At 70.5% G+C, this 18,353-nt stretch carries 17 protein-coding genes and 1 pseudogene; 10 read left to right on the top strand and 8 right to left on the bottom strand.

The genetic code is table 11. The annotated features are described in order from the left end of the window. Positions 1-102: 102 nt before the first annotated feature. The gene (locus ABCR94_RS28845) at positions 103-1,128 is read left to right on the top strand and encodes an oxidoreductase (RefSeq protein WP_347123240.1); all 1,026 of its coding nucleotides are present in this window, start codon (positions 103-105) and stop codon (positions 1,126-1,128) included. Positions 1,129-1,162: 34 nt separating this feature from the next. Then, positions 1,163-2,800, top strand: a complete 1,638-nt coding sequence (locus ABCR94_RS28840; protein WP_347123238.1) for an ABC-F family ATP-binding cassette domain-containing protein — start codon at positions 1,163-1,165, stop codon at positions 2,798-2,800. A 271-nt stretch (positions 2,801-3,071) separates the two neighbouring features. Here ABCR94_RS28840 and ABCR94_RS28835 read toward each other — a convergent pair whose 3' ends face one another. The 3 genes from ABCR94_RS28835 to ABCR94_RS28825 form a co-directional block, all read right to left on the bottom strand. Beyond that, on the bottom strand, positions 3,072-5,495 hold the full coding sequence (locus ABCR94_RS28835; protein ID WP_347123237.1) for a Tex family protein: 2,424 nt from the start codon (positions 5,493-5,495) through the stop codon (positions 3,072-3,074). A 90-nt stretch (positions 5,496-5,585) separates the two neighbouring features. After that, positions 5,586-5,723 carry an LPFR motif small protein gene (locus ABCR94_RS28830; protein ID WP_347123235.1) on the bottom strand — a complete coding sequence of 46 codons (138 nt, stop codon included), beginning with the start codon at positions 5,721-5,723 and terminating at the stop codon, positions 5,586-5,588. 113 nt (positions 5,724-5,836) lie between these two features. After that, positions 5,837-6,694 carry an SCO6745 family protein gene (locus tag ABCR94_RS28825; RefSeq protein WP_347123234.1) on the bottom strand — a complete coding sequence of 286 codons (858 nt, stop codon included), beginning with the start codon at positions 6,692-6,694 and terminating at the stop codon, positions 5,837-5,839. A 135-nt stretch (positions 6,695-6,829) separates the two neighbouring features. Between ABCR94_RS28825 and ABCR94_RS28820 the strand changes: the two genes are divergently transcribed. After that, entirely contained in the window at positions 6,830-7,468 is a 639-nt protein-coding gene (locus ABCR94_RS28820; RefSeq protein ID WP_347123232.1) for a DJ-1/PfpI family protein, read from the top strand. Here ABCR94_RS28820 and ABCR94_RS28815 read toward each other — a convergent pair. Beyond that, a complete protein-coding gene (locus ABCR94_RS28815; protein WP_347123230.1) occupies positions 7,455-8,225 on the bottom strand; it encodes an enoyl-CoA hydratase/isomerase family protein in 771 nt (256 codons plus the stop codon). The genes ABCR94_RS28820 and ABCR94_RS28815 overlap by 14 nt on opposite strands. 80 nt (positions 8,226-8,305) lie before the next feature. Here ABCR94_RS28815 and ABCR94_RS28810 point away from each other — a divergent pair, with 80 nt between their 5' ends. Then, the gene (locus tag ABCR94_RS28810) at positions 8,306-8,992 is read left to right on the top strand and encodes an HdeD family acid-resistance protein (RefSeq protein ID WP_347123229.1); all 687 of its coding nucleotides are present in this window, start codon (positions 8,306-8,308) and stop codon (positions 8,990-8,992) included. A 97-nt stretch (positions 8,993-9,089) separates the two neighbouring features. Continuing rightward, positions 9,090-9,596, top strand: a complete 507-nt coding sequence (locus ABCR94_RS28805) for an ATP-binding protein (protein WP_347123597.1) — start codon at positions 9,090-9,092, stop codon at positions 9,594-9,596. Here the strand turns inward: ABCR94_RS28805 and idi are convergent. The 4 genes and pseudogenes from idi to galE all read right to left on the bottom strand — a co-directional run bounded on the left by idi (position 9,562) and on the right by galE (position 12,819). Continuing rightward, positions 9,562-10,155, bottom strand: coding sequence for an isopentenyl-diphosphate Delta-isomerase (gene idi, locus ABCR94_RS28800; RefSeq protein WP_347123228.1), 594 nt, complete (start codon positions 10,153-10,155; stop codon positions 9,562-9,564). The genes ABCR94_RS28805 and idi overlap by 35 nt on opposite strands. 122 nt (positions 10,156-10,277) lie before the next feature. Further along, positions 10,278-10,765: pseudogene (locus tag ABCR94_RS28795) on the bottom strand (bifunctional class I SAM-dependent methyltransferase/N-acetyltransferase). Continuing rightward, a complete protein-coding gene (locus ABCR94_RS28790) occupies positions 10,756-11,694 on the bottom strand; it encodes a cation diffusion facilitator family transporter (RefSeq protein ID WP_347123226.1) in 939 nt (312 codons plus the stop codon). Before ABCR94_RS28790 ends, ABCR94_RS28795 begins: the two are co-directional and overlap by 10 nt. 141 nt (positions 11,695-11,835) lie before the next feature. Next, positions 11,836-12,819 (bottom strand): UDP-glucose 4-epimerase GalE, encoded by a 984-nt coding sequence (galE, locus tag ABCR94_RS28785; protein ID WP_347123224.1) that lies wholly within the window; start codon positions 12,817-12,819, stop codon positions 11,836-11,838. A 254-nt stretch (positions 12,820-13,073) separates the two neighbouring features. Here galE and ABCR94_RS28780 point away from each other — a divergent pair, with 254 nt between their 5' ends. From ABCR94_RS28780 to ABCR94_RS28760, 5 genes are read left to right on the top strand one after another with little or no spacing between them, the layout of a single operon-like run. Beyond that, entirely contained in the window at positions 13,074-14,855 is a 1,782-nt protein-coding gene (locus tag ABCR94_RS28780) for a DUF5941 domain-containing protein (RefSeq protein ID WP_347123595.1), read from the top strand. Beyond that, positions 14,852-15,604, top strand: a complete 753-nt coding sequence (locus ABCR94_RS28775) for a phosphocholine cytidylyltransferase family protein (protein ID WP_347123223.1) — start codon at positions 14,852-14,854, stop codon at positions 15,602-15,604. The genes ABCR94_RS28780 and ABCR94_RS28775 overlap by 4 nt, the downstream gene beginning before the upstream one ends. Then, positions 15,592-16,653, top strand: coding sequence for an iron-containing alcohol dehydrogenase family protein (locus ABCR94_RS28770; protein ID WP_347123221.1), 1,062 nt, complete (start codon positions 15,592-15,594; stop codon positions 16,651-16,653). The genes ABCR94_RS28775 and ABCR94_RS28770 overlap by 13 nt, the downstream gene beginning before the upstream one ends. Then, positions 16,631-17,410 (top strand): CDP-alcohol phosphatidyltransferase family protein, encoded by a 780-nt coding sequence (locus tag ABCR94_RS28765; RefSeq protein WP_347123220.1) that lies wholly within the window; start codon positions 16,631-16,633, stop codon positions 17,408-17,410. Before ABCR94_RS28770 ends, ABCR94_RS28765 begins: the two co-directional genes overlap by 23 nt. Before the next feature lie 35 nt (positions 17,411-17,445). Further along, positions 17,446-18,291, top strand: coding sequence for a glycosyltransferase family 2 protein (locus ABCR94_RS28760; RefSeq protein WP_521978134.1), 846 nt, complete (start codon positions 17,446-17,448; stop codon positions 18,289-18,291). Positions 18,292-18,353: the final 62 nt, after the last annotated feature.

Below are 18,353 nucleotides of genomic sequence, written 5' to 3'. Positions count from 1 at the left end.
AGGGGGTGTCCGGTCGATCTCCGGTCGAACTCCGGGGGACGGACGCCGACGGAATGTGTGATGCCGCGCTCACCACACGTCATCCGTGGGGATACTCAGGACATGTCTGTCGAGTACGCGACCTTCGGGCTGGCTCCTGCGATGCGCGCCGGGGGAGTCCTCAGCAACGGCGCCTACCAAGTACACCGTGAATTCATGGACTTCGTCGTCGACGGCCGACCCCTGCTGTACCGGCTCTCCGACCTCGACGCCGTCTCCCCGCTCGCCTCCGACGTACCGCCCGCCATCTTCACCGAGCATGTGCGCAGCCTGCTGCTCGAAGCGGACGCACCGCTGGCCGGCGGCCGGTACATCATCTACGGCTGCCCCGAGTGCGAGGGCCTGGAGTGCGGAGCGGTCACCGCCGTCATCGAACGGGCGGGGAAGGACTTCGTCTGGCGCGACTTCGCCTGGCAGACGAGCGAGACCGCCGACCTGGAGATGAACGGCTACCACGGGATAGGCCCCTTCCGCTTCGACGGCGAGCAGTACCGCGCCGCACTGGAGCGGCTGGCGACCGGCGCCGACGAGCCGCCCGCCCGCCGCCGAGTCCTGCTGATCGGCGCCCGCGTCGCGGTCCTCGCCAAGCTCGCCGCGGCCCTGCGCATCATCAACATCGGCGCGGACATCACCCATGACGCGGCGCACGCCCCCGACGAGGAGCTGCGGGAGTACGGAGCGGTGGCCTTCGGGCAGTCGGTCGACGACGAGGAGCGTACGGCCGTGCAGGCCGCCTTCGCGCGGGCCGGTGCGGACGTCGCCTACGTCGACGGGCTGGCGCCCATCATCCCGCTGCTCGTCGCCCAGATCGAGCAGGCCCTGGACCGCAGCCCACTGGAGCAGCGCCGCCTGACCCGGCTGGTCGCCGTCGAGGGCGAGGCGGGTGTGGAGGTCACCTCGACCTGCCGGGTGCAGCTGATCTCGTACCGCCTGGACCGCCTGCACCGGACCCACACTCATGACGTGTTCGACGACATGCTGGAGCCGGGCAAGCACCGGATCGTCCTTGACGAGCAGGCGACGAAGGGGCGGTCCTTCATCGTGGCGCGCACGATGGGAGGCGTGCTCGTCGCCCCCATGGTGCGCTGAGCCCCAAGGGCCGTTCGATAGGATCCGTGGCCTGATGACTGCAACTCTCGTCGCCAAAGATCTCGCCGCGGGCCACGGCGACCGCTCACTCTTCTCCGGCCTCGACCTGGTCGTCGCACCCGGCGACGTGATCGGTCTCGTCGGAGTCAACGGCGCGGGCAAATCCACCCTGCTGCGCCTCCTCGCCGGGCTCGACACCCCCGAGGACGGCGAGCTGAGGCTCTCGCCGCCCACCGCCACCGTCGGCCACCTCCCGCAGGAGCCCGAACGGCGCGAGGGCGAGACGGTACGGGCCTTCCTCGCCCGGCGTACGGGAGTCGCCGCCGCGCAGCTCGCGCTGGACGAGGCGACACAGGCACTCGTCGACGAGACGCCGGGCGCGGACGACGCGTACTCCACCAGCCTGGAGCGCTGGCTGGACCTCGGCGCCGCGGACCTCGACGAGCGGGCCGAGGAGGTCACTGCCTCGCTCGGTCTGACCGTCGGCCTCGACCGGCCGATGTCCGAGCTCTCCGGCGGCCAGGCCGCCCGCGCGGGCCTCGCCTCGCTGCTGCTGTCGCGCTACGACGTCTTCCTGCTCGACGAGCCGACCAACGACCTCGACCTGGACGGCCTGGAGCGGCTTGAGCGCTTCGTCGCCGGACTGCGCGCCGGAACCGTCGTCATCAGCCACGACCGCGAGTTCCTCACCCGCACGGTCACCAAGGTCCTGGAGCTCGACCTCGCCCAGCAGCAGATCACGCTCTACGGCGGCGGCTACTCGGCGTATCTCGAAGAGCGGGAGACGGCCCGCAGGCACGCCCGCGAGGGGTACGAGGAGTACGCCGACAAGAAGGCGGGTCTCGAAGCGCGCGGCCACATGCAGCGCTCCTGGATGGACAAGGGCGTCAAGAACGCCCGCCGCAAGGCGACCGACAGCGACAAGCTCGGCCGCAACGCCCGCAGCGAGGCCAGCGAGAAGCAGGCGGCGAAGGCCCGCCAGACCCAGCGCATGATCGAGCGCCTGGACACGGTCGATGAGCCCCGCAAGGAGTGGGAGCTGCACATGGAGATCGCGACGGCGCCGCGCTCCGGGGCGGTCGTGGCGACCCTGCGGGAAGCCGAGGTGCGCCGCGGCGATTTCACCTTCGGCCCGGCGTCACTGCAGATCGACTGGGCGGACCGGGTCGCGATCACCGGAGCCAACGGCGCGGGCAAGTCCACACTGCTCGCCGTCCTGCTCGGCAGGCTGACGCCGGACGCGGGATACGCGACGCTCGGCCCCGGGGTGGTGGTCGGCGAGGTCGACCAGGCCCGTGGCCTCTTCTACGGCACGGAGACACTCCTGGCCGCGTTCTGTGCGGCGGTCCCGGACACCGAACCGGCGGAGGTACGTACTCTGCTGGCCAAGTTCGGCCTCCGTGCGGACCACGTCCTGCGCCCCGCCACGACGCTCTCACCGGGGGAGCGGACCCGGGCTGCGCTGGCGCTGCTGCAGGGCCGGGGCGTGAATCTGCTGGTCCTGGACGAGCCGACGAACCATCTGGACCTGGTGGCGATCGAGCAGCTGGAGTCGGCGCTCGACACGTACGAGGGCACGCTGCTGCTGGTCACGCACGACCGCCGGATGCTGGACGCGGTCCGCACGACGCGGCGCGTCGAGGTGACGGACGGCAAGGTGCACGAGCACTGAGGGGTGGGGTGGGGGGCGGGTGCCTGCGGCGCTGTCCCCTACCCGCCCCTTCGCTGTGACATTTGGCAGCTGCCGCCGCGTGGCGAGGGAAGCCCCCGGAACCCCGGACGCCCTTCGGGCGTGTCTTCAATCGCCGGACGGGCTGAATTTGCGCCGCATCCGGAAACTTTCAGCCCGTCCGGCGATTGAGGACCGGGGTCTGGGGCGGAGCCTCAGTCACGGGAAGGGGCGGGTAGGGGACAAGCCCCGCGCACCCGCACCCGCTCCCGCCTCAGCCCCGCTTCGGGTCCGTAAGCCCTGCCTTGCGCAACGCATCCGCCATCGCGCTGTTCGCCGGAGCAGGCGCCGGACGGCCACCTCCACCGCCGCCACCTCCACCGCTCCCGCCCCCACGCTGCTGCGGCCGCCCCTGCCGCTGCTGCGGCGCCCGGCCACCCGAGCCACCGCCCGAGCCGGCCGAGCCACGCTCACGCTTCTGGCCGCCACCACCACCACCACCGCCACCGCCGCCCGGCTGCGACGCATCGTCGTCCAGCCGCAGCGTCAGCGAGATCCGCTTGCGCGGAATGTCCACGTCCATGACCTTGACCTTGACGACGTCGCCGGACTTGACGATGTCCCGCGGGTCCTTGACGAAGGTCTTGGACAGCGCAGACACATGGACCAGACCGTCCTGATGGACGCCGACGTCCACAAACGCACCGAACGCCGCGACGTTCGTGACGACACCTTCGAGCACCATCCCGGGCACCAGGTCGCCGAGCTTCTCGACGCCCTCCTTGAAGGTCGCCGTCTTGAACGCGGGCCGCGGGTCGCGACCCGGCTTCTCCAGCTCCCGCAGGATGTCCGTGACCGTGGGCAGCCCGAACTTCTCGTTCGCATAGTCGGCCGGCTTCAGCGACCGCAGCACCGGCGCGTTGCCGATGAGCGTGCCGACCCCGCTGCCCGCGCTCTTCACCATCGCCCGCACCACGGGGTACGCCTCGGGGTGCACGCTCGACGCGTCGAGCGGGTCGTCGCCCCCTTGGATCCGCAGGAAGCCCGCGCACTGCTCGTACGCCTTGGGGCCGAGCCGTGCCACGTCCTTGAGACCCTTGCGGGACCGGAACGGGCCGTTGGCGTCCCGGTGCGAGACGATGTTCTCGGCGAGCCCGGACCCGATGCCCGAGACCCGCGAAAGCAGCGGTGCGGACGCGGTGTTGACGTCGACGCCCACCCCGTTCACACAGTCCTCGACGACCGCGTCGAGCGAGCGCGACAGCTTCACCTCGGACAGGTCGTGCTGGTACTGGCCGACACCGATCGACTTGGGGTCGATCTTGACGAGCTCGGCCAGCGGATCCTGGAGCCGGCGCGCGATCGACACCGCGCCCCGGATCGTGACATCGAGGTCCGGCAGCTCCTGCGAGGCGAAGGCGGACGCCGAGTACACGGACGCGCCGGCCTCCGAGACCATCACCTTCGTCAGGTTCAACTCCGGGTGCTTTTCGCACAGTTCACCGGCGAGCTTGTCGGTCTCGCGGGACGCCGTGCCATTGCCGATCGCGATCAGCTCGACATTGTGGTCCTTGGAGATGCGCGCCAGCTTGGCGAGCGATTCGTCCCACCTGTTCTGCGGGACGTGCGGGTGGATCACGTCCTGCGCGACGACCTTGCCGGTCGCGTCCACGACGGCGACCTTCACGCCGGTACGGAAACCGGGGTCGAGTCCGAGCGTGGCGCGGGTGCCCGCGGGGGCCGCGAGGAGCAGGTCACGAAGGTTCGCCGCGAAGACCTTGACCGCGTCGTCCTCGGCGGCCGTGCGCAGCCGCAGCCGCAGGTCGATCCCGAGGTGCACCAGGATCCGGGTCCGCCACGCCCAGCGCACGGTCTCGCCGAGCCACTTGTCGCCGGGGCGGCCCTGGTTGGTGATCCCGAAGCGGTGGGCGACCATGGCCTCGTACGCGGAAGGACCGGGCTCGTCGGACGGCTCCTCCGGCTCCAGGACCAGGTCGAGCACGTCCTCCTTCTCGCCCCTGAGCATGGCCAGTACCCGGTGCGAGGGCAGCGCGGTGAAGGGCTCGGCGAAGTCGAAGTAGTCGGCGAACTTGGCGCCCGCCTCCTCCTTGCCCGCCCGGACCTTGGCGGCCAGCCGGCCCCGCGACCACATGCGCTCGCGGACCTCGCCGATCAGGTCGGCATCCTCGGAGAAGCGCTCGGTGAGCATCGCCCGCGCGCCCTCCAGCGCGGCGGCGGGGTCCGCGACGCCCTTGTCGGCGTCCACGAACGTGGCGGCCACGGCCAGTGGATCGCGGCCCGGGTCGCCGAGCAGGCCCAGGGCCAGCGGCTCCAGGCCCGCCTCACGCGCGATCTGTGCCTTCGTCCTGCGCTTGGGCTTGAACGGCAGGTAGATGTCTTCCAGCCGGGCCTTGGTGTCGGCGGCCCTGATCCGTGCCTCAAGGGCCTGGTCCAGCTTGCCCTGTTCGCGTACGGACTCCAGGACCGCGGCCCGTCGCTCCTCCAGCTCGCGCAGATACCGCAGCCGCTCCTCAAGGGTGCGCAGCTGCGCATCGTCGAGCTCCTCGGTCGCTTCCTTGCGGTAACGAGCGATGAACGGCACGGTCGAACCGCCGTCGAGCAACTCGACGGCGGCCCTGACCTGCCGCTCCTTTACGCCGAGTTCCTCGGCGATACTGCCTTCGATGGACGTCGTCACGATGTTCCCGACTCGCCTTCTCCCGCGGGCTGTGCCTGAGCCTGCATTGTGCAGGGTTGTCGGGTCCGCTGTCGCGCGCCCACCGGCCGATCAGGCCCGGCGCCCTCCGCGCGAAGCGGTGCTCGACGCACCGCCGAACAGCTTGGCGACCAGCCGGAACGGCAGTGTCACTACCGTGGCGATGGCTGAGCCGACCGTACGGAATACGTCTCCTATCGCACGCAGCATGTTGTACCTCCTGATGTCTCGGTGTCTCGTTCTCGACATCAGTACGGGTTGCCGTGATATCCGCGTGCAAACTTCGCGGACCGGGCCTGCCCCATCACCGGGGCCATGGGCGGTCAGCCGTTCAGATCGGCGGGGAAGGCGCCCGCCCCGAGCGCGGCTCCGAGGAAGACGCGCCCCACCTCGGTGAGCCGCTCGACGCCTGCCGCGCCCAGGTGCTCGTACGGCGCCGCGTCGAGCCGGTCCGTCGTTTCCTCCAGCTCCTGCCGCAGCTGTACGCCGGCCTCGGTCAGGGCGCCTTCGCCGTCCAGCAGCCCGCGCTCCCGCAGCCGTCCGGACGCCGCGTCCCAGTCCGTCCGGCGCCAGCCGCGGGTGGCCAGGACCCAGCGGGGAGACATGCCCTTGCCTGTGGCGGTATGGCTGACCAGCGCCTCCAGCGGGTCGAGCCCGGCGCCGAGCAGCGCGGTCAGGTGGCCGTCGCCGCGGTGCTCGCGCAGCAGCGTCGCGGCGTGCCAGTACGCGAGGTGGGGCTGCTCGGGCACCGGCAGATCGGCGTGCGCGGCGTACAGCGGGCGGGCGTGCCGGGTGCACGCCTCGGTGGCGCGCAGGGCGAGCCCGGCCGCCTCCGCCATCAGGTCGGAGGCCACGGCCTGCGCGCCGAGCAGCCGCCGCAGGGTGCTGTCGGCGGCGCGCAGCCGCGCCGCGAGCACGGTCTCGGGCGAGGCGGTCCGCCACACCTCGGGGACGTGGCGGGCGACGAGCTCATGGCTGAAGTTGTAGAAGGTGGCGGTGATCACGCCGGGCCCGACCGCGCCCATGGCGGCGGCGCGGCCCGCGAAATAGGCGGCGTTGTTGTCCTCGACGCCCACTCCGGCGAGCTCCTTGGCGAAGTCCGGGGAGAAGTACACCGTCGAGTGCAGCGGATTGAGGGCGTTGTGGCAGCGGCGGCCGGCGCGCGCGGGCAGAGAGGTCATACCCGTACGTTACCGACTGGTCGGTACGCTTGGAAGTGGTGGGCCCGCATGGCAGTAAAGGTGGGGTACTCGTCATTGCGGACAGCGACCAACTGACCGCCACCACCCACCCGACCAGCCCAGGAGAAGGACCCCATGACGCAGATCGCCATCCCGCTCTTCGACCGCTTCACCGCGCTGGACGCCGTCGGCCCGTACGAGATCCTCTGCCGCCTGCCGGACGCCGAGGTGGTCTTCGTCGCCGAGCGGACCGGTCCTGTGCCCAACGACAGGGGCCAGCTCGCGCTGGTCGCGACCCATACGTTCGCCGACGTCACGAGCCCCGACATCGTCGTCGTGCCGGGCGGCCCGGGTCAGTCGGACCAGATGGAGAACGAGACGCTGCTCGGCTGGCTGCGCGCCGTCGACGCCACCACCACCTGGACGACCTCGGTCTGTACGGGCTCGCTGCTGCTCGCCGCGGCCGGACTGCTCACCGGCCGCCGGGCCACCTCGCACTGGCTGGCCCTCGACGGCCTGAAGGCCCTGGGTGTCGAGCCGACCGGGGAGCGGGTCGTCATCGACGGCAAGTACGTCACCGCCGCGGGGGTCTCGTCCGGCATCGACATGGGGCTCACCCTGAGCGGCAGGATCGCGGGCGACCGGCATGCCCAGAGCGTGCAGCTGCTGGTTGAGTACGATCCCCAGCCGCCCTACGACGCCGGATCGCCCGACAAGGCGCCGGCCGATCTGGTCGCGGAGTGGCGGGAGCGGAGCCGCTTCAACCTCCAGTAGTCCAGGTGAAGCGGGGCGTGCGGCGCTCCAGGAAGGCGGCGACCCCCTCCGCGGTGTCGCCGCTGCCGCGCGCCTGCCCAGCCCAGTGGGGGGCACGGTCGGCCCGGCCCGCGACGAACTCCTTCGCGGCGGCCTGGGTGAGCTGCGAGCGCGAGGCCAGCACCCGGGTGAACTCGGCGACCCGCTTGTCGAGCTGCCCGGCGGGCAGCACCTCGTCGACAAGACCGGTGCGCAGCGCCCGCTCGGTGTCGATCAACTCGGCTGAGAACAGCAGGTACTTGGCGGCCGACGGCCCCACCAGGGCCGCGAGCCGCCGGGTGGACGACGCGGGGTAGACGATCCCGAGCCTCGCGGGAGTGACGCCGAAGGACGCGCCCTGCTCGGCGAACCGCAGATCGCAGGCCGCGGCGAGCTGGCAGCCCCCGCCCACGCAGTAGCCGCGTACGGCGGCGAGCGTCGGCTTGGGAAAGGCGGCCAGGGCGTCCTCGGCCCGTACCGCGAGATCCTGCGGGGCGTCATCGGGCAACCGGCCGTCCCCGGAGTCCGCGCGCAGTGAGGAGATGTCCGCACCGGCGCAGAAGGTGTCCCCAGCCCCGGTCAGCACCAGCGCCCGTACCTCCGGGTCATCGGCGAACCGCTCAAGCAGTCCGGGCAGCGTGCGCCACATCCGCGCGGTCATGGCATTGCGCTTGGCCGCATTGCTGATGACGACGGTGGCGACCCCGTCCATGACGCTGTGCTTCAGATGCGGCTCCATTGGCCGGATGCTATCCGGACCGTACGAACCTATGATCGATGAGGAGCCGAGAAGTGGACGCAGCTGTCTGAGGAGTGGTCATGGCCGGTCCGACAGGTGAGGGCAGGAAGCTCAAGCGCAGCTTCGGCTGGCTGACGCTGCTCGGGGTGATTCTGGTACTCGGAGGTCTTGTCGGCCTTGTGTACACGGGCGTCGCCACGCTGACGTCGATGCTTCTCTTCGGCTGGCTGCTGCTGATCGGCGGCCTCGTGGGGTTGCTGCAGGCGGTCCAGTCGCGCGGCTCGAACTTCTTCTGGCTCGGCGTGGTGGTCGCCGCGCTGAACCTCGCGGCGGGCATCGTCGTCATCCGGCACCCCGAGGGCACGGCGGAGGCGCTGACGATGTTCGCCGCGCTGCTGTTCCTGACCGGCGGTGTCTTCCGGCTGGCCGGCTCCGTGGTGGTGCGCGGCCCGCAGTTCGGCTGGACGCTCGTGCAGGGCGCCTTCGGTGTGCTGCTTGGTCTGCTGGTGCTCTTCGACTGGCCGCACAGCAGTCGCTACGTCCTGGGCTGCTTCTTCTCGCTCGCGCTGCTCTTCGACGGGCTCGGCCTGGTCGCGATCGGCACGGGTGGCCGCCGGATCGTCACCATGGTCTCGGACAGCATGACTTCGGACGCCGCGGTCCCGGACACCACGAAGATGGCGCCGGAGACCACGGAGAAGCCGGAGGCGCACGGGGAGCATGCACCGACTGCATCATCAGAAGGTCAGGAACGGTCGCAGAACTGACGATCCCGCAAGCGCACCGGTCACATTCTGTCGATTGCTGCTGACTTGTGTTCAGATCCCCGGTCCGGACCAGCTCGTTCCCAACACTCGAAGCGTGGTGACGAGCGAACAGGGTTCCACCGACCATGCCCCGGCAGTCTCGATTGCCCCGGCCGGATACGAAGGGGTCTGGAGGTTCACGGCCCCGGCGGTCGACGTATCGGTTCCCCAGGCCCGACACGCCGTCCGCGATCTGCTGAACCGTCAAGGTGTCCCGGTCCGCGACGAGTTGGTGCAGGGACTGCTGCTCATCGTCTCCGAGCTGGTCACCAACTCCGTACGGCACGCGGCACTGCTCTCGCCCGAGCTGGCCGTCGAGGTCGCGATCGGCACGGAGTGGATCAGGGTGTCCGTGGAGGACAACCACCCCTACCGGCCCAAGGCCCTGGAGCGGGACTACGCGCAGACCGGCGGGCGGGGGCTGCTGCTCGTACGGGAGATCACCCTGGAGGCCGGCGGAGTGTGCGATATGGAGCACACCGCGAGCGGCGGCAAGGTCATCCGGGTCGCCCTGCCGCTGGCGGGGCCGTTCACCAGCCCGCCGCCGGCCCCGTCAGCTCTCTGACCGCCGGGCGCGCGGCGTCCAGCACGGTGTGGAACCACGCGGAGAACGGGGCCTTCGCGTGCCGCTCGGCCAGCTCGTCCACGGTGACGAACGCCGTCTCGCCGACCTCCTGCGGGTCGGGCCGCAGCGGAGCCTGTGCCATGCCGACGAAGAGGTGGTTGTACTCCTGCTCGACCAGGCCCGAGTCGGGGTCCGGGTGGTTGTAGCGGACGGTGCCGGCCTCGGCGAGCAGCGACGGGGAGATGCCCAGCTCCTCGTGCGTACGCCGGGCGGCCGCGGCGAACGGCGACTCCCCGGGGTAGGGGTGCCCGCAGCAGGTGTTGGACCAGACGCCGGGGGAGTGGTACTTGCCGAGCGCGCGGCGCTGGATCAGCAGCCGGCCCGCCTCGTCGAAGAGGAAGACGGAGAAAGCGCGGTGCAGCCGGCCGGGAGCCTGATGGGCGGAGAGCTTCTCCGCGGTGCCGATGGTATTGCCGTCCTCGTCGACCAGCTCAAGCAAGATCTCTTCCACTGTGCCGTTCGGCGAGCTGTTCGCCGCGGTGACTGGTGTGCTCGGCATAACCATCCTTCGCTTCGATTCCCGGCCTCAAGTCTGCCGCACAAAAGCGTCTTGTCCGTACTTCGACGGCTTGCCGCATGTCTGCCCCCGCCGCGCGCACGCGGCGGGGGCAGACATGTGCGTCAGACTCCGAAGGCCGTCGGGTAGTGGATCGTGCCCTGCGCGACCGGCGCCGAATCATCGAGCACCAGGGCCATCATGGCCTCGTCGGGCACGTCGAAGCCGGGACGGATCTCGTACGCCGAAGCGCGCCCGAAGCCGAACTTCGGGTAGTACTCCGGGTGCCCGAGCACCAGGCCGAGCCGCTCGCCACGCGCGCGTGCCGCGTCGAGCACCGCCCTGACGACCGCAGCTCCCGCGCCCCGGCGCTGATGCCCGGGGGCCACCGCGAGCGCCAGGGCGGGGGCGTCCCCGACGCGGACCCGCCGGGCGCCAGCAGCCGCCCCCAGGTGCGCAAGGCGGTGTCGAAGCCGATGCTGTACACGGAGCTCTCCGCCCACACCAGGTCGAACGACCCGTCGGCGTAGGGGAGTTCACCCATGTCGGCCTGCTCGGTACGGACCGCTCCGCCGAGCCCGCGACCCTCGGCGGACTGCCGGTTCAGTGGCAGAGCTTCGCCTCGTGCTCGGCGTGACCGCTTGGCTCCAGCTGGAAGGTGCAGTGCTCCACGTCGAAGTGATCCCCGAGGCAGCCCTGCAGGGAGTGCAGCATCTTCTCGTGCCCCACCGAGTCGAGGGCGTCCTGGCTGACGACGACATGGGCGGACAGCACCGGCATCCCGGAGGTGATCGTCCAGGCGTGCAGATCGTGTACGTCCTCCACCCCGGGCAGCTCCACTATGTGCGCGCGCACCTCGCCCATGTCCACGCCCTGGGGTGCGGCCTCCAGCAGAACCGTCAGCGTCTCGCGCAGCAGCTTCCAGGTGCGCGGCACGATCATCAGGCCGATCACCAGGGAGGCGATGGGGTCGGCGGCCTGCCAGCCCGTCGTCAGGATGATGACGGCCGAAATCAGCACGGCCACCGAGCCCAGTGTGTCCGCGACCACCTCCAGGAAGGCGCCCCGCACATTGAGGCTTTCCTTCTGCCCCTTGACCAGCAGGGAGAGGGAGATCATGTTGGCGACGAGGCCGACCAGGGCGAAGACGATCGCCGTCCCGCTCTTGGTCTCGGCCGGGGTGATGAACCGCCCGATGGCCTCGAAGAGCAGGAAACCGCCGACCCCGAGCAGCAGTAGACAGTTGGCCAGCGCCGCGAGGATCTCCGCCCTGGCGTAGCCGAAGGTGGCGTTCTTGGTGGCCGGGCGGTTGGCGAAGTAGATCGCGAGGAGGGCCATCGTCAGCCCGAGTGCGTCCGTCGCCATATGGGCCGCGTCCGCCACCAGGGCAAGCGAGTTGGAGACAAGACCGCCGATGATCTCGACCGTCATCACGGTCAGCGTGATGCCCAGCGCGATGCGCAGCCGTCCCTTGTAGGCGGCGGCCGCGGTGCCCGTGGGCGGTGGTCCGTGAGTGTGCCCGTGATCGTGCCCAGCCCCCATGAGGGACGCCTCCCCGGATCCGTGAATGGTCTGACCGGGGCCAGTGAACTACGGGCGGGGGGTAGTGGCAACACGAGACTGAACACCGTTGTCATGTGCTCTGACCTGCGGAAATGACCGCAGGTCAGAGCCCTGACAAGATCAGTTCCGGCCCGCGTCCGCGTGGTGAAGCAGCCAGCCCTCCCACGCGGACTCGACCATCTCGCGCACCCCGGTCCTGGCCGTCCAGCCAAGCTCCTTGGCGATCAGCTCCGAGGACGCGACGGCCCGCGCGGCGTCACCCGGCCGCCGCGCCTCGATCACCGGCGGCTGGGCGAAACCGGTGACCTCGCTCACCAGATCGGCGAGCTCACGCACCGAGACACCCTCACCGCGGCCGATGTTCACCGTGAGATCCCCGACACCGTCCCGCGCGGTCAGCGACCGCGCGACGGACAGATGGGCGTCGGCGAGATCGGCGACATGAATGTAGTCACGTACACAGGTGCCGTCCGGCGTCGGATAGTCGTCCCCGAAGATCCGCATGGGCTCGCCGCGGGTGATCCGGTCGAAGAACATCGGGATGATGTTGTACACACCGATGTCCGCCAGCTCCGGCTTCGCAGCGCCCGCCACATTGAAGTACCGCAGACAGGCGGTCGAGAAGCCGTGCGCCCGCCCCGCGGCCCTGACCAGCCATTCTCCGGCCAGCTTGGTCTCGCCGTACGGATTGATCGGGTTGCACGGGGTGTCCTCCGAGATGAGCTCCGCCTCGGGCACGCCGTACACGGCGGCGGTGGAGGAGAAGAGGAAGCGCCGCACCCCGGCCGCCACGACGGCCTCCAACAGCACGGTCAGGCCGTACACATTCTCCCGGTAGTAGACCAGCGGCTGCTCGACGGACTCCCCGACCTGCTTCTTAGCCGCGAGATGCAGCACACCGGTGACGGCGTGCTCGGCGAGCGTACGGTCGAGCAGCTCACGGTCGAGCACCGAACCGCGCACCAGCGGCACCTCTGGGGGCAGTCTGTCGGCGATGCCGGACGAGACGTCGTCGAGTACGACGACCTGCTCACCCGCCGCCACCATGGTTCGCGCCACATGCGCCCCGATATAACCCGCACCACCTGTGATCAGCCATGTCATATCGCTCACCCTAGGGCCTGTGCGGGACAGGCCCCGGGTGGTGGTCGGCGGGAACACGGTTTGTCGGCCGGGGCATTGATCGACCAAGATGATCGCAGCGGGTTGCCCGCGCCCCGTGCCCGCCCGATCGGGGCGTGAACGGGCGGTGAATTCTCGCTTCCGTTCATCCGATAGCCTCTGCCGACATGTCTCCTGCCCGTGACCGGGTCGGAATCTCGCATGCCGCCCAGGTCAGTTCCAAGGAGTGAGTCCGTCTGTCGACCGCCATCCTCATCGGCCCGCCGGTACCCGGATCGCCGCTCGAAGGCGACCTGCGGTCGCTGGGTTTCGATGTACGGTCCGCCGCCGACGCGGATGAGACAGCTCAGCTGCTCGACGCGACGCCCGCCGGTGAGCGCATCGCGCTCGTCGACCCGCGCTTCGTCGGCCACGTCCACTCCCTGCGCCTCGCGCTGACCGACCCCCGCTTCCCCGCAGCCGCGGCCCCCGGCGCGCTGACCGCGCAGCCCGAGGCCCGCGCCGCACTGCTCCGCGCCGTGCGCACCGCACCGGCGGGGACCGACGCCGTCGCCGCCGCACTCGACGCCGACGGCACCACCGTGCAGCGGCCCGAGCTCGGCTCGCTGATCGCGGCCGTCCCCACGGGCGACGCCGAACGCGACCAGGCCCGCGCCGCAGTCGCCGCCGTCGACGAGGAGGCCGTACGGCTGCGTACCGCGGTGAAGTCCCGCGACGGCTTCTTCACCACCTTCTGCATCAGCCCGTACTCGCGCTACCTCGCCCGCTGGTGCGCCCGCCGGGGCTTCACCCCGAACCAGGTCACCACCGCCTCGCTGATCACCGCGCTGATCGCGGCGGGCTGCGCGGCGACCGGCACCCGCGGCGGATACATCGCGGCCGGTGTGCTCCTCCTCTTCTCCTTCGTCCTGGACTGCACCGACGGGCAGCTCGCCCGCTACTCGCTGCAGTACTCGACGCTGGGCGCCTGGCTCGACGCGACCTTCGACCGGGCCAAGGAGTACGCGTACTACGCGGGCCTGGCGCTCGGCGCGGCCCGTGGCGGGGACGACGTATGGGCGCTGGCGCTCGGCGCGATGGTGCTCCAGATCACCCGCCATGTCGTGGACTTCTCCTTCAACGAGGCGAACCACGACGCGCAGTCCAATACGAGCCCCACCGCGGCCCTCTCCGACCGGCTCGACAGCCGTGGCTGGACGGTCTGGGTGCGGCGGATGATCGTGCTGCCGATCGGTGAGCGCTGGGCGATGATCGCCGTGCTGACCGCGGTGACCACGCCCAGGATCGTCTTCTACGCGCTGCTCGTCGGCTGCGCCCTCGCCGCTCTCTACACGACCGCCGGCCGTGTCCTGCGCTCGCTGACCCGCAAGGCGCGCCGCACCGACCGGGCCGCCCGCGCGCTCGCCGAACTCGCCGACAGCGGGCCGCTCGCCCAGGGCGTGGCAGCCGCCACCAAGGGCGCGGTGCGCCGGCTCCCCACCTACGTCCCCCTGGCGATCGCCGTGCTCGGCGGCGCGGCCGTGGTCGCGACCGCCGCCTGCGCCCCCTTCGGCGGGCTCTGGCCCGCCGTGGCCGCCCTGGCGTACGTCGTCACCTCGGGCCTCGCGGTCGGGCGGCCCCTCAAGGGCCCCCTCGACTGGCTCGTCCCGCCGGTGTTCAGGGCCGCCGAGTACTGCACCGTCCTGGTGCTGGCGGCCCGGTCCGACGCGGACGGGGCACTGCCCGCGGCCTTCGGCCTCGTCGCGGCGGTCGCCTACCATCACTACGACACGGTGTATCGCATTCGCGGCGGCACCGGCGCGCCGCCCCAGTGGCTGGTGCGGGCCATCGGCGGCCATGAAGGCCGGACCCTGGTGGTGGCCGTGCTCGCCGCCGCGCTCTCGACGCAGAACGCACACTTCACCGTGGCGCTGACGGCCCTTGCTGTGGCCGTGGCGCTGGTGGTGCTCGCGGAGTCCATCCGATTCTGGGTGTCCTCCGGAGCGCCCGCGGTACACGACGAAGGAGAACTCGCATGATCGGCCTCGTACTGGCTGCCGGCGCCGGACGGCGCCTGCGTCCCTACACCGACACGCTTCCGAAGGCCCTCGTGCCCGTGGGCCCTGAAGGGCAGGGCGAGGACATCACGATCCTCGACCTGACGCTGGCCAACTTTGCCGAGGTCGGGCTGACCGAGGTCGCGATCGTCGTCGGCTACCGCAAGGAAGCCGTGTACGCACGCAAGGAGGAGTTCGAGGCGAAGTACAACCTCAAGCTCACCCTCGTCGACAACGACAAGGCCGAGGAGTGGAACAACGCCTACTCCCTGTGGTGCGCCCGCGACATCATCAAGCAGGGTGTGATCCTCGCCAACGGCGACACCGTGCACCCGGTCTCCGTCGAGAAGACCCTGCTCGCCGCCCGCGGCAAGGGCCAGAAGATCATCCTCGCCCTCGACACGGTGAAGAACCTCGCCGACGAGGAGATGAAGGTCATCACCGACGGCGACCAGGGCGTGCGGCGCATCACCAAGCTGATGGACCCGGCCACCGCGACAGGTGAGTACATCGGTGTCACTCTCATCGAGCCCGAGGCCGCCGAGGAACTCGCCGACGCGCTGAAGACGACTTTCGAGCGGGACCCCGACCTCTACTACGAGGACGGCTACCAGGAGCTCGTGAACCGCGGGTTCACCGTGGACGTGGCCCCCATCGGCGAAGTGACGTGGGTGGAGATCGACAACCACGCCGACCTCGCGAGGGGCCGGGAGATCGCGTGCCAGTACTGACCCGGCTCATCCCGTCCCCGGTCGTCGTCGACATCAGCCGCGGCGCCATGGACGACCTGGCCGGCCTGCTGGCCGACCAGCGGATCTCCGCCTCCGGCAAGCTCGCCATCGCCACCAGCGGCGGCTCCGGCCTTGCCCTGCGCGACAGGCTCGCGCCGGTCCTGCCGGGTGCGGACTGGTACGCCATCGCGGACGGGACCATCGACTCCGCCGTCAAGCTCGCCGACGACATCAAGGGCAAGCGGTACGACGCCGTGGTCGGCCTCGGCGGCGGGAAGATCATCGACGTCGCGAAGTACGCCGCGGCGCGGGTCGGGCTGCCGATGGTCGCCGTCGCGACGAACCTCGCCCACGACGGGATCTGCTCGCCGGTGTCCATCCTGGACAACGACAACGGCCGTGGCTCCTACGGCGTCCCCATGCCCATCGCCATGGTCATCGACCTCGACGTGATCCGGGACGCCCCGGTCCGCTTCGTGCGCTCGGGCATCGGCGACGCCATCTCCAACATCTCGGCCATCGCGGACTGGGAGCTGTCCCACCGCGTCACCGGCGAGCAGATCGACGGACTGGCCGCCGCCATGGCCCGTACTGCCGGAGAGGCCGTGCTGCGCCACCCCGGCGGCGTCGGCACCGACGAGTTCCTCACGGTCCTCGCCGAGTCCCTCGTACTGTCCGGCATCGCCATGTCGATCAGCGGCGACAGCCGCCCGTCGTCGGGTGCCTGTCACGAGATCAGCCATGCCTTCGACCTGCTGTACCCCAAGCGGGCCGCGAGCCATGGCGAGCAGGTCGGCCTCGGTGCGGCCTTCGCGATGCACCTGCGCGGGGCCGAAGAGGACTCCGCTCTCTTCGCCGCCGTACTGCGCAGGCACGGCCTGCCGGTGCTCCCCGAGGAGATCGGCTTCACCGTCGACGAGTTCGTCCAGGCCGTCGAGTACGCACCGCAGACCCGCCCGGGACGCTTCACGATCCTGGAGCACCTCAACCTGTCCGCAGACCAGATCAAGGACGCTTACGCCGACTATGCAAAAGCCATCGGTAGCTGAACTCCGCCCGGTCGTGCACCCTCCGGGCGTCAAGGACCGGCGGAGCGGCGAGCACTGGGGAGGCCGGCTCTACATGCGCGAGGTCTCCCTGCGCGTCGACCGGCACCTGGTGAACACGCGGATCACCCCCAACCAGCTGACCTACGTGATGACCCTCGCCGCCGCCCTCGCCGCCCCGGTCCTCTTGGTGCCCGGCATCTGGGGCGCCGTGCTCGGCGTGGTGATGGCCCAGCTCTATCTGCTGCTCGACTGCGTCGACGGTGAGGTCGCGCGCTGGAAGAAGCAGTATTCGATGGTCGGGGTCTATGTGGACCGTGTCGCGGCCTATGTGCTGGACGCGGCGGTCCTGGTCGGCTTTGGTCTGCGCGCCTCCGACATCTGGGGGTCGGGGCGGATCGACTGGCTGTGGGCCTTTCTCGGCACCCTCGCCGCCCTCGGCGCCATCATGATCAAGTCGGAGACCGACCTCGTCGGTGTCGCCCGTCACCAGCAGGGCATGCCTCCGGTCAAGGAGACGGCGTCCGAACCGCGTACCTCCGGCATGGCGCTGGCCCGCAAGGCCGCCGGAGCGCTGAAGTTCCACCGGCTGGTCATGGGGATCGAGGCAACCCTGCTGATCCTTCTCCTGGCGATCCTCGACACGGTCAGGCACGACATGTTCTTCTCCCGGCTCGGTGTCGCCGTGCTGGCAGGCATCGCGCTCCTGCAGTCGGTGCTCCATCTCGTGTCCATCCTCGCGTCGAGCAGGCTCAAGTGAGTACGCCGGTGAAGGTCGGCGCGGTGATCATCACCATGGGCAACCGCCCCGACGAGCTGCGTGCCCTCCTGGACTCGGTGGCCAAGCAGGACGGCGACCGCGTCGAGGCCGTCGTGGTCGGCAACGGCGCACCCGTGCCGGACATCCCCGCAGGCATACGGACCGTCGAGCTGCCCGAGAACCTGGGCATTCCCGGCGGCCGCAACGTCGGCATCGAGGCGTTCGGCCCGTCAGGCGCCGACGTAGACGTGCTGCTCTTCCTCGACGACGACGGTCTGCTGCCGAACAACGACACGGCCGAGCTGTGCCGCCAGGCGTTCGCCGCCGACCCGGAGCTGGGCATCATCAGCTTCCGGATCGCCGACCCGGAAACCGGGGAGACGCAGCGGCGCCACGTGCCGCGGCTGCGCGCCGCGGACCCGATGCGCTCCTCTCGCGTGACGACCTTCCTCGGCGGCGCCAACGCCGTACGCACGAAGGTGTTCGCCGAGGTCGGCGGGTTGCCCGACGAGTTCTTCTATGCCCATGAGGAGACCGATCTGGCCTGGCGGGCGCTCGACGCCGGCTGGATGATCGACTACCGCTCGGACATGGTCCTGTACCACCCGACGACCGCGCCGTCCCGGCACGCCGTCTACCACCGGATGGTGGCCCGCAACCGGGTCTGGCTGGCGCGCCGCAATCTGCCCGCCCCCCTGGTCCCCGTCTACCTCGGCGTGTGGCTGCTGCTCACGCTGGCGCGGCGGCCCTCGCGACCCGCGCTCAAGGCATGGTTCGGCGGTTTCAAGGAAGGGTGGACGACTCCCGCGGGACCCCGCCGTCCGATGAAGTGGCGTACCGTCTGGCGCCTGACCCGGCTGGGACGACCTCCTGTCGTCTGACAAGCTCGGGTCTGAAAGCATTGGGCGTACGCGGACTGCCGCCAGAGCCTGCGCCCCCACTG

The sequence above is a fragment of the Streptomyces changchenzhani genome (assembly GCF_039766235.1).
In the GTDB taxonomy this organism is placed as follows: domain Bacteria; phylum Actinomycetota; class Actinomycetes; order Streptomycetales; family Streptomycetaceae; genus Streptomyces.
This window is presented reverse-complemented; position numbering and strand designations above follow the sequence as displayed.

Excerpts from the sequence above, each read along its gene's own strand:
- ABCR94_RS28845 (WP_347123240.1), top strand. The coding sequence starts at position 103 with ATGTCTGTCGAGTACGCGACCTTCGGGCTGGCTCCTGCGATGCGCGCC.
- ABCR94_RS28840 (WP_347123238.1), top strand. The coding sequence starts at position 1,163 with ATGACTGCAACTCTCGTCGCCAAAGATCTCGCCGCGGGCCACGGCGAC.
- ABCR94_RS28830 (WP_347123235.1), bottom strand. The coding sequence starts at position 5,723 with ATGCTGCGTGCGATAGGAGACGTATTCCGTACGGTCGGCTCAGCCATC.
- ABCR94_RS28825 (WP_347123234.1), bottom strand. The coding sequence starts at position 6,694 with ATGACCTCTCTGCCCGCGCGCGCCGGCCGCCGCTGCCACAACGCCCTC.
- ABCR94_RS28820 (WP_347123232.1), top strand. The coding sequence starts at position 6,830 with ATGACGCAGATCGCCATCCCGCTCTTCGACCGCTTCACCGCGCTGGAC.
- ABCR94_RS28815 (WP_347123230.1), bottom strand. The coding sequence starts at position 8,225 with ATGGAGCCGCATCTGAAGCACAGCGTCATGGACGGGGTCGCCACCGTC.
- ABCR94_RS28810 (WP_347123229.1), top strand. The coding sequence starts at position 8,306 with ATGGCCGGTCCGACAGGTGAGGGCAGGAAGCTCAAGCGCAGCTTCGGC.
- idi (WP_347123228.1), bottom strand. The coding sequence starts at position 10,155 with ATGCCGAGCACACCAGTCACCGCGGCGAACAGCTCGCCGAACGGCACA.
- ABCR94_RS28790 (WP_347123226.1), bottom strand. The coding sequence starts at position 11,694 with ATGGGGGCTGGGCACGATCACGGGCACACTCACGGACCACCGCCCACG.
- galE (WP_347123224.1), bottom strand. The coding sequence starts at position 12,819 with ATGACATGGCTGATCACAGGTGGTGCGGGTTATATCGGGGCGCATGTG.
- ABCR94_RS28775 (WP_347123223.1), top strand. The coding sequence starts at position 14,852 with ATGATCGGCCTCGTACTGGCTGCCGGCGCCGGACGGCGCCTGCGTCCC.
- ABCR94_RS28765 (WP_347123220.1), top strand. The coding sequence starts at position 16,631 with ATGCAAAAGCCATCGGTAGCTGAACTCCGCCCGGTCGTGCACCCTCCG.
- ABCR94_RS28760 (WP_521978134.1), top strand. The coding sequence starts at position 17,446 with ATGGGCAACCGCCCCGACGAGCTGCGTGCCCTCCTGGACTCGGTGGCC.